At 71.8% G+C, this 8,490-nt stretch carries 10 protein-coding genes; 3 read left to right on the top strand and 7 right to left on the bottom strand.

Annotated elements, in window-relative coordinates:
- From VFB40_RS28660 to VFB40_RS23210, 4 genes are all read right to left on the bottom strand, one after another.
- A partial coding sequence (locus VFB40_RS28660) for a TusE/DsrC/DsvC family sulfur relay protein (protein WP_349261606.1) occupies nt 1–163 on the bottom strand: 163 nt, incomplete at its 3' end.
- Nucleotides 164–200: 37 nt separating this feature from the next.
- Nucleotides 201–1,442 (bottom strand): type III sulfide quinone reductase, selenoprotein subtype, encoded by a 1,242-nt coding sequence (sqr, locus tag VFB40_RS23220; protein ID WP_324854107.1) that lies wholly within the window; start codon nt 1,440–1,442, stop codon nt 201–203.
- A gap of 158 nt (nt 1,443–1,600) precedes the next feature.
- On the bottom strand, nt 1,601–1,873 hold the full coding sequence (locus VFB40_RS23215; RefSeq protein WP_324854105.1) for a metal-sensitive transcriptional regulator: 273 nt from the start codon (nt 1,871–1,873) through the stop codon (nt 1,601–1,603).
- A 68-nt stretch (nt 1,874–1,941) separates the two neighbouring features.
- On the bottom strand, nt 1,942–2,340 hold the full coding sequence (locus VFB40_RS23210; protein ID WP_324854103.1) for a DUF302 domain-containing protein: 399 nt from the start codon (nt 2,338–2,340) through the stop codon (nt 1,942–1,944).
- A 133-nt stretch (nt 2,341–2,473) separates the two neighbouring features.
- On the opposite strand from VFB40_RS23210, the gene VFB40_RS23205 reads away from it, so the two are divergent.
- Both VFB40_RS23205 and VFB40_RS23200 read left to right on the top strand, forming a co-directional pair.
- Nucleotides 2,474–3,148 (top strand): hypothetical protein, encoded by a 675-nt coding sequence (locus VFB40_RS23205; protein ID WP_324854101.1) that lies wholly within the window; start codon nt 2,474–2,476, stop codon nt 3,146–3,148.
- A 633-nt stretch (nt 3,149–3,781) separates the two neighbouring features.
- The gene (locus tag VFB40_RS23200; RefSeq protein ID WP_324854099.1) at nt 3,782–4,288 is read left to right on the top strand and encodes a hypothetical protein; all 507 of its coding nucleotides are present in this window, start codon (nt 3,782–3,784) and stop codon (nt 4,286–4,288) included.
- On the opposite strand, the gene VFB40_RS23195 is transcribed toward VFB40_RS23200, so the two are convergent.
- Complete coding sequence (locus VFB40_RS23195; RefSeq protein WP_324854097.1) at nt 4,233–4,892, bottom strand: hypothetical protein; 660 nt, start codon at nt 4,890–4,892, stop codon at nt 4,233–4,235. The two genes, VFB40_RS23200 and VFB40_RS23195, sit on opposite strands and share 56 nt — an antisense overlap.
- A 21-nt stretch (nt 4,893–4,913) precedes the next feature.
- A complete protein-coding gene (locus VFB40_RS23190; RefSeq protein ID WP_324854095.1) occupies nt 4,914–5,534 on the bottom strand; it encodes a polysaccharide deacetylase family protein in 621 nt (206 codons plus the stop codon).
- Between the two features lie 25 nt (nt 5,535–5,559).
- On the opposite strand from VFB40_RS23190, the gene VFB40_RS23185 reads away from it, so the two are divergent.
- Nucleotides 5,560–5,952 carry a hypothetical protein gene (locus tag VFB40_RS23185; protein ID WP_324854093.1) on the top strand — a complete coding sequence of 131 codons (393 nt, stop codon included), beginning with the start codon at nt 5,560–5,562 and terminating at the stop codon, nt 5,950–5,952.
- 25 nt (nt 5,953–5,977) lie between these two features.
- Here the strand turns inward: VFB40_RS23185 and VFB40_RS23180 are convergent, their stop codons facing one another.
- Nucleotides 5,978–8,488, bottom strand: a complete 2,511-nt coding sequence (locus VFB40_RS23180; RefSeq protein WP_349261604.1) for a cation-translocating P-type ATPase — start codon at nt 8,486–8,488, stop codon at nt 5,978–5,980.
- Nucleotides 8,489–8,490: the final 2 nt, after the last annotated feature.

Here is an 8,490-nt window from a genome sequence, read left to right as displayed (position 1 = left end):
CGCGCATGAACTTGATGACCATCCAGTGCGCCTCGGTCAGCTCGCCGATGCCCGCGGTCCGGGCGATCTCCGGGGCCATCTGCTCGGTCCACTGCGACGGGTCGGTGAAGAAGCCGTCGTCGTTGACCTCGACGGTTCGGCCGCAGTACGTGGCGGTCGGCATGATCGGATTCCTTTCGGTAGCGGCCCGTGTGGCGGGCTCAGCCCGGCCCGGCGGCGCTTTTGCCGCGCGTGGGCATGTCGGCGGCGATGCCGGGCAGGTCCCGGCCGGAGAGCAGGGCGTGCCAGTAGACCTGCTGGAAGGCGAGCTTGCCCAGGTGGTTCAGGCGCGACTGCTTGAGCAGCGGCAGGCCGAGCGCCGCGGGGTAGTGGCCGGGCAGCGGCTCGGTCCGGTAGTTGAAGTCGATCAGCAGCGCGCGGCCGTATCCGGTCTCGACGAAGCAGTTGGCGTGTCCGTCGAAGCGCGCCGGCAGCGGGCGGTCCGCGAGGAACGCGCGGATGTTGCGCTCCACGGTCGCGCCCTCGAAGTGGGCGACGGATCCGGCCTTGGACGCGGGGACGTCGGTGGCGTCGCCGAGTGCGAATACGTTCGGCTTGGCGAGGGACTGCAGGGTGCCCGCGTCGACCCGGACGAACCCGAGTTCGTCCCCGAGGCCCGGGGAGCGATCGATGTAGGCCGCGCCGCCGTGCAGCGGTACGACCACCGCCAGGTCGAACGGGACCTCGCGCTGGTCGTAGGAGATCAGGCGCCCGCTCTTGCCGTCCACCTCGCCGGTGTTGAACTCGGTGACCAGTCGCACGTCCTTCTGTGCGAGCAGGCCGCCCAGGGCGCGCGAGGCGACGGGTTTGGTGAACGCGCCGTCGAGGGGGGTGACGTAGGTCAGCTCCACCCGGTCCCGGATCCCGCGGCGGTGGAAATACCAGTCGGCCAGGAAGCAGAACTCCAGCGGCGCCACCGGGCACTTGATCGGCAGGTCTACTACGTTCACCGCGATGCGGCCGCCGTCGAAGCGTGCCAGCGCCTTGCTCAGGGCCTCGGCGCCTTCCGGCGTGTAGAAGGTGAAGACCCGTTCACCCCAGCCTTCGCCGGTCAGCCCTTCGGTCTCTTCCGGCAGCAGCCGCGCGCCGGTCGCGATCACGAGCGCGTCGTAGCCGAGTGTCGAGGAGTCGTCGAGATGTACCCGGTCGGCGTCGAGGTCGACCCGGTCGATCCCAGCCTGGCGGAAGCCGATCCCCGCGTGCAGCCGGGCATGGCGCGGGCGCACCAGCGAGCGCTGCTCGGCCGACCCGAACGGGGTGAACAGCAGTCCCGGCTGATAGACGTGCGCGTCATCCTGGTCGACCACGGTGATCTCGGCCTCGCGCACGCTCAACGCGCGCCGCAGCCGGTTGGCCGCCAGCGTCCCGCCGGTGCCACCACCCAGAATCACGATCCGCTTCATACCGCCAGCATGCCCCCGGGGGTATACGGCAGAGCAGGGGCATTCGGCCCTTTCCACCCCTGGCCTTGGTCTAGAAGTCGGGCCGAAACGACGCCGGCCGCCCACGAGGGGCGGCGCGGACGCAGTGCAGGCCGAAGGCGGGCAGGCCGGGCCGGCGGCTAGGCGAGGGCGAGGAAGAGCTTCTCCATCTGCTCGCGGTCGACGACCGCCTGCCCGGAGCCGTCGCGCTCCTCGAGGATGCACTGCTGCAGGCCGGTGGCGATGATCTTGAAGCCGGCCCGGTCCAGGGCCCGGGAGGCCGCGGCGAGCTGGGTGACGATGTCCTTGCAGTCCCGCCCGTCCTCGATCATCTGGATGACGCCGCCGATCTGGCCCTGGGCGCGGCGCAGCCGGACGATCACGTCGGCGAGCGTGTCGGTGGCGATCTGCATGTCTCCTACCGCTTCTTCCTTGGGGTGAGGGGTGTCGCCCCGGCGCGGCCGGGTTGCCGGTCCTGCGCTCAGCCGTCGAGCGCGGCGAGCGCGGCCTCCAGCTTGGCGGCGGCTTCCTGCGCGACGGGCTCGAGCTCGTCCCGGCCGGTGACGGACACCATCATGCGCGGCTCGAGCGCCTCGACGAGGGTCGCGTCGCCGTCGGCGCGTACCACCACGTTGCACGGCAGCAGCAGGCCGATCCCTCGTTCGACACCGAGCGCGCGATGGGCCAGCGGCGGGTTGCACGCCCCGAGGATGAGGTACGGCTCCATCTCCTCGCCCAGCTTCTCGCGCATCGTCGCGCGCACGTCGATCTCGGTGAGCACGCCGAAGCCCTGCTCCTTGAGCGCCGCGCGCACCCGGTCGACCGTCTCGCTGAACGGACGGCTCAGCCGGACGCTCATCCCGTAGCCCACGACCGCCATGTGATCGCCTCCGTCGCTCGGCGGATCCGGTACCCCGCCATCATACCCCACGGGGTATGGAGCGGAATGCCGGTAGCCCGGCCGGGCGTTGCCCTTTTATACCCAGCGGGGTATCAGAACGAGGAGGCGTACCGTGACAGCGCAGTCCACCCACAGCCCGATGGCACGCGGGCTCGACGACGCCGGGCGCGGCCTGGGCCGCGACGTGGTGCGCACCACGTGCGGACGCGAATTCACGGTCAGCGGCCTGCGGCTGGAGAAGCTCGCGCATCCGGCGGCCCGGGTCTCGCTCAGCACCCGCCCGCTGCCGCAGGACGGCGACACGCTCTGGGCGAGCTTCACTCCGCAGGAGGCCCGCCGGCTCGCGGCCCACCTGCTCGCGCACGCCGCGGCCGCCGAGAGCGCCACGGCCACCGAGAACGGCGCGGCCGCCGCGCGGTCGGCCGACGTGGACTACATCGACTCCCGGCAGTACGCGGTGCACGTCGGCGGGCGGCGCCTGCTGCTCGATCCGGTCGGCGGCCCGTCCGCGCACGATGCCGTGTCGGACCTGCTCGCCGCGGCCCTCGCCGTGGAGCTGACTCGCCGCGCCGAACGCTTTCTCGCCCGGCACGAGATCCGCCGCGACGGCCTGCGCGTCTCGGTGAACGCCGCGGACCGCGCCGCGGGCCGAACCCTCACGGCGCTCGTCACCACCCCGCCGAGCCTGGGCGGCGAGCGCAAGAACGCGTTGCGGGCGCTGCTGACCAGGAGCGTGCTGCGCGAGGCGCCGCACTGCCGGCCGGCGATCGAGATCGACGTGCGCTGACTCACTCGCGGGCGGTCGAGCGGCTCCCTGGCGCCGCGGCGGGGAAACCCTTTTCCGCAAATGTTTCAACCAACTTAAGAATCCCGGGCGTGTTTGGTTTTCGAAACACGCTCGCGTTTTCGAAACCTGGCGCTAACAGCTCGTCACACCAGTCACACCAGCAAGATCAGTCACGCCAGGTGAACTCTTCCGCGCCGGTTAGGTAAACGGCGGTCAATTCTCATGAAACCGTCATCATTCTTCTTGACGGGCCATGATCCGGTCGCCTACCTTCTGTAGCAGTGTTCTGGGAAGGGCGCTGCCACCCTCTTCCGGGACACTTGTTCATGCACGTCACCGGGCTGATGGCCAGCAGTCCGCAGCACCCTGCGTGCCGCCGTGCGATGGTTCGCGCCCCGGGGCGGGCGCGCGGACCGTCCCGCCGTCGGCAGCGAAAACCGCACGCCTGTCAACCGCAGCGTTCGACGGAATCGGCGAATCGCGGGCGATACGCCATGCGCGCGTACTCCCGTGAATAAGCCGTTGAATTCCGTCTCCACCGAGACGACGGAATAGCGAGCGCTGCCCCCCAAGGCGGTCGGCCCGGCATTCCGTGCGGGCGCCGCCGCCGCGCCCACGCGAGGAGAACGCGCCATGGTCGAGTTGCAGGAACGCACCGTCGAGACCGTCCAAGCCAGCGCCATCGATGCTGCCCGCAGGGCCACCGCCGCCCTGCTGTGTCTGGGCGTGAGCGTCATCCACGTCATCGACCAGGGTGGCGTGCCCGGCAGCAAGGAGCCCTCGTACGTCGGGGCCGGCTACTACGTCCTGGAGATCGTCGGGGTCATCGCGGCGCTGCTGCTCATCCAGTCCAGTTCCGTCCTCGGCTGGCTGCTCTCGCTGGGTGTCGCGGCCGGGCCCATCGTCGGCTACATCCTCTCGCGCGGACCCGGCCTGCCCGACTACAGCGACGACAAGGGCAACTGGAACGAACCGCTCGGCGTCGTCAGCCTCATCGTCGAGGGGCTTCCTGCTCCTGCTCGCGCTCGTCCCCCTTCTCACCGCGCGCAGGCGCACGCAAGCGTCGGCCTAGCGGCCGCGTCCTTCAGGACGCGGGGCCCGCCGCGGGTTCGCGGGCGAGCATCTCAGCGCGCTGTTTGATGCCGTGCAGCATCTTGCGCTCCATCACCAGGCTGCCCGGCTCCATCACGTACAGGTCGAACGCCGCGGTAGCCGGGGTGCGATGGGGCCGGGTGATGCGGTTGCGGCTGACCAGCCGGGTGCTCTCGCCCTGCGGGTAGAGCCCGAAGGACCACACCCAGGCTCCGTCGTCGGAGCGGAAGACCAGGGCCCGCTCCGGTTCGAGCACCGCGAGGCGCAGCACGGGTCCTTTCCGCCCGAGCCGCTGCGCGTCGCCGATCTGCGGGTGCTGGAACTCCGGCAGCACCTCGTCGGCGCTGTGGATGCCCAGGCCGAGCAGGTTCTCGATCCAGTCGTAGCTGTACGCGCCGCCGCGGCCGGGCCCCATCTGCACCAGCCACGGCCAGACCGCGGAGGCCGGGGCGTGGATCGTGACGGCCCGGGTGGTGACGACGGCGGCCGAGGGCAGCAGGTCGTCGCCGGGCATCTCACGCACCCGCTCCTCGTGCGTCGCGCCCCAGGTCAGGCAGCGCTTGCGCAGCAGGGCCGGGTAGCCGACCGTGGCCAGGGCCACGCTTTCGGCCACGTGCCGGGTGGTGTGCCGGGTGTGCGTGGTGTTCGACATCGGTGCTGCCTCCGGTTCGGTTCAGAGCGCGTCGAGGGTGACGAAGCCGTACCCGCGGGCCTTGAGGGTCTGGATGATGCCGCTGAGCGCGACGGCGTCGAGCGTGGTGTGGTCGTCCGGGTTCGAGCCGCAGTGCATCAGCACGATCTCGCCGGGCTGCAGGGCGCCCACGACGCGGTCGCGCACGATCTGCGCGGTGATGCCGCCGCTGGTGCCCTTCCAGCCGAGGGTGTCCACGGTCCAGCGCACCGGCACGTAGCCCGCGGCGTTGACGGCGGCGATGGTCGAGGAGTTGCGGTCACCGTAAGGGAAGCGGAACCACGGGCGCGGGTCCTTGCCGGTCACCGCGCCGATCGCCTGACGCGCCCCGGTCAGCTCGCTGATGATCTGCGCGCGGGTGAGCTTGGTGAAGTACGGGTGGTCCATCGAGTGGTTGCCGACCCGCTGGGCCGAGGCGATCTGCCGGGCGGCCGCAGGGAACTGATTGACGAAGTCGCCGGTCAGGAAGAAGGTGGCGGGCACGCCCTCGGTGCGCAATGTGGCCAGGATCGAGGAGACGCCGTCCGCGTTCGCCCCAGCGTCGAAGGTCAGCGCGACGACGTGGCGCGTGGTGGGGATGCGCTCCCAATCCGTCCCGGCCAAGCGCGCGGGGAACGGCGCGGAGGTCGTGGGCGGCGCCGGACGTGAGGTCGTGCGCTGCGGCGTGCTCGGCGACGACTTGCCGGGCGGCGCGGGCGTACTCCGCGGCGCGGCAGGCGTGCTGCGCGCCGTGGACGGGGCCAGCGGCACGGTCGGAATCGAAGACGAACTGGCGGTGCTCGCGGGGGCGCCCGAGGTGTCGGTGCTCCCGCTTCCGCACGCGGCGACGGACACCACCGTCAGCGTGATGCACGTCGTGAACCCGATGCTCAGGAATGACCGAGCAGACATGTTCCTCACCACCTGGCGCAGCGGGGCGCGTCAACGCGACGCGTCGGTGAGCGACGCGCTCGCTGTACGCCCTCAAGCTCAGTTTCCGTCCAGACGTATGCGGGCTCATCGGGCCGAGGGTCACCGGTAGGAGAGCCGATCGTCACACGTGCCGGCTACGGTTCCGCGGGAGATCTGGACGGAATGAGCCGGTCAAGCTTGAGCGCGACGTAGCCGAGGATGGACAGGCCGCCGACGACCAGCAGTTCGAACGCCGTCAACGGCTGGGTTCCCAGCAGGTCGCGCAGCGGGGCGAGGTAGAGCCCGGCGAGTTGCAGCGCGAGCGCGCCGAGGATCGCAATCGGGAGCAGCGGGTTGCTGCGCGTTCCCGGCCTGGCTCGCGAAGCCAGCCCGACCGCGAGCTGCGTGGTGCCGAGCGCGAAGAACGCCATGCTCTGCCACGGACGGCCGCTCGCGTGCCCCCACAGCGCGACACCGAGCGTCACGGCGCTGATGACCGCGCCGATGCGCAGGATGCGCTGCCACAATCCGGCGCCCAGCACGCTCTCGGCCGGCGGGCGCGGCGGCCGGGTCATCGCGTCCGGGTCCACCGGCTCGCTGCCCAGCGCGACGCCCGGCAACCCGTGAGTCAGCAGGTTGATCCAGAGGATCTGCGAAGGCAGCAACGGGAGCGGCAGCCCGACCAGCGGGCCGGCGAGCATGACCGCGATCTCCGCGCTGCCGCCTGCCAGGGCGTAGAGCAGGAAGCGGCGGATGTTGGCGTACACCCGGCGGCCCTCCTCGGCGGCGGCGACCACGGTGCCCAGTTCGTCGTCGGCCAGCACCAGGTCCGCTGCCTGCCGGGCGACCTCGGTGCCGCGCCGTCCCATCGCCACGCCGATGTCCGCGCGGCGCAGCGCCGGGGCGTCGTTGACCCCGTCGCCAGTCATCGCCACCACGTCCCCGGCCGAGCGGTGCGCCTCGACGATCGCGAGCTTCTGCTCCGGCACCGCCCGGGCGAACACCCGCGCCGCGCGCACCGCGGCCTGGTCCATCGCGGACAGCTCACGGCAGTCCACCACGTCGGTGCCCGGCTCCAGGATGCCGAGATCGGTGGCGATCGCGCGGGCGGTGACCGGGTGGTCGCCGGTGATCAGGACCGGGATGATGCCTGCGGATCGGCACGCGGCGACCGTGGCCGCGGCCGACGCCCGCGGCGGGTCCATGATCCCGATCAAACCCGAAAGCCGCATGCCTTGCTCGAGTTCGGCCGGGTCGCTCGTGTCGGGCGAGAGTCTGTCGCTCTGCACGACGGCCAGCACCCGCAGGCCGTCGCCGGCGTACTGCTCGGCGCGGCGCAGCGCCTCGTCGATCACCGCGCGGGGCTCGTCGAGGATCGGGAAGCGCAGCACGCTCTCCGGAGCGCCCTTGCAGATGACGCGGACCGCGCCGCCGGACAATCCGTGCACGGTGGTCATGCGGCGCCGGTCGCTGTCGAACGGCACCTCGGCGAGGCGGGGATGCCGCTCAGCCAGCATGCTGACGTCCACGCCGAATTTGCGCGCCGCCGCCAGCAGCGCCGCCTCGGTCGGGTCGCCCAGCGCGCTCCAGGCGGGGTGCTGGTCGTGCGGCGGCCGCAGGATCGCGTCGTTGCACATCGCCGCCGCGGCCAGCAGGTCGGCCACATCCGCGTCGCGCTCGGCGCTCAAAGCGAGCTGACCCCGCGTGACGTTCCCTTCGGGGGCGTATCCGGTGCCGCTGATCGTCGCCGTCCCACCGCTCGGGGTCCACAGCGCCCGGGCGACCATGACTCCCTCGGTCAGCGTGCCGGTCTTGTCGGTGGCCAGGACCGTGACCGAACCGAGGGTCTCCACCGCGGGAAGGCGGCGCACGAGCGCCTGGCGGGCGGCCATCCGCCGCGCGCCCAGCGCGAGGGCGAGGGTGACCACGGCGGGCAGCGACTCGGGCACCGCGGCGACCACGAGGCTGATCGCGGTCACCACCATCAGCTCGACCGACTGTCCGCGCGCCAGCCCGAGCGCCATCACCACGGCGCACAGCACCACCGCGACGAGCGCGAGCACGCGGCCGACCCCGACCAGGCGGCGCTGCAGCGGGGTGAGCGTCGGCCCGCTCGCCATCAGCGCGGCGATCCGACCCATTGCGCTCTTTGTGCCGGTCGCCGTGACCACGGCCAGCCCCCGGCCGCGCACCACCACCGTGCCCGCCGACAGCACCCAGCCCGCGTCGGGCGAACCGCTGTCCGCAGCCGCCGCGCCTTCATCCACGGGCATCGCGCTCTTGTCCACGGGCACCGACTCGCCGGTGAGCGCGGACTCGTCGACCAGCAATGCCGCGGCCTCGGCCACCTCGGCGTCCGCCGGAACGATCTCCCCCTCCCCCAGCACCAGCAGATCCCCGACCACGACCTCGGCCGAGGCAATCTGCCGCTGCTGCCCGTCGCGCACCACCCGGGCATGCGGCGCGGTCAGCGTCCCCAAGGCGGCGATCGCCTGGTCCGCCTTGACCTCCTGCGCGACGCCGACGCTGGTGTTCACCACGATCACCAGCAGGATCACGCCGGCGTCGGTCCAGTCGCCGGTACCGATGGTGAGCGCCGCCGCCACCAGCAGCACCGCCACCAGCGGGTCACGCAGCTGCATCAACACGCGCCGCCACAGCCGCACCC

Source organism: Actinocrinis sp., from assembly GCF_035650855.1.
Taxonomy (GTDB): Bacteria; Actinomycetota; Actinomycetes; order Streptomycetales; family Catenulisporaceae; genus Actinocrinis.
Note: the sequence above shows the minus strand (reverse complement) of the source record. Positions and strands in the feature narration are given on the sequence as shown.

Coding starts and splice junctions, on each gene's coding strand:
- sqr (WP_324854107.1), bottom strand. CDS start 1,442: ATGAAGCGGATCGTGATTCTGGGTGGTGGCACCGGCGGGACGCTGGCG.
- VFB40_RS23215 (WP_324854105.1), bottom strand. CDS start 1,873: ATGCAGATCGCCACCGACACGCTCGCCGACGTGATCGTCCGGCTGCGC.
- VFB40_RS23210 (WP_324854103.1), bottom strand. CDS start 2,340: ATGGCGGTCGTGGGCTACGGGATGAGCGTCCGGCTGAGCCGTCCGTTC.
- VFB40_RS23200 (WP_324854099.1), top strand. CDS start 3,782: ATGGTCGAGTTGCAGGAACGCACCGTCGAGACCGTCCAAGCCAGCGCC.
- VFB40_RS23195 (WP_324854097.1), bottom strand. CDS start 4,892: ATGTCGAACACCACGCACACCCGGCACACCACCCGGCACGTGGCCGAA.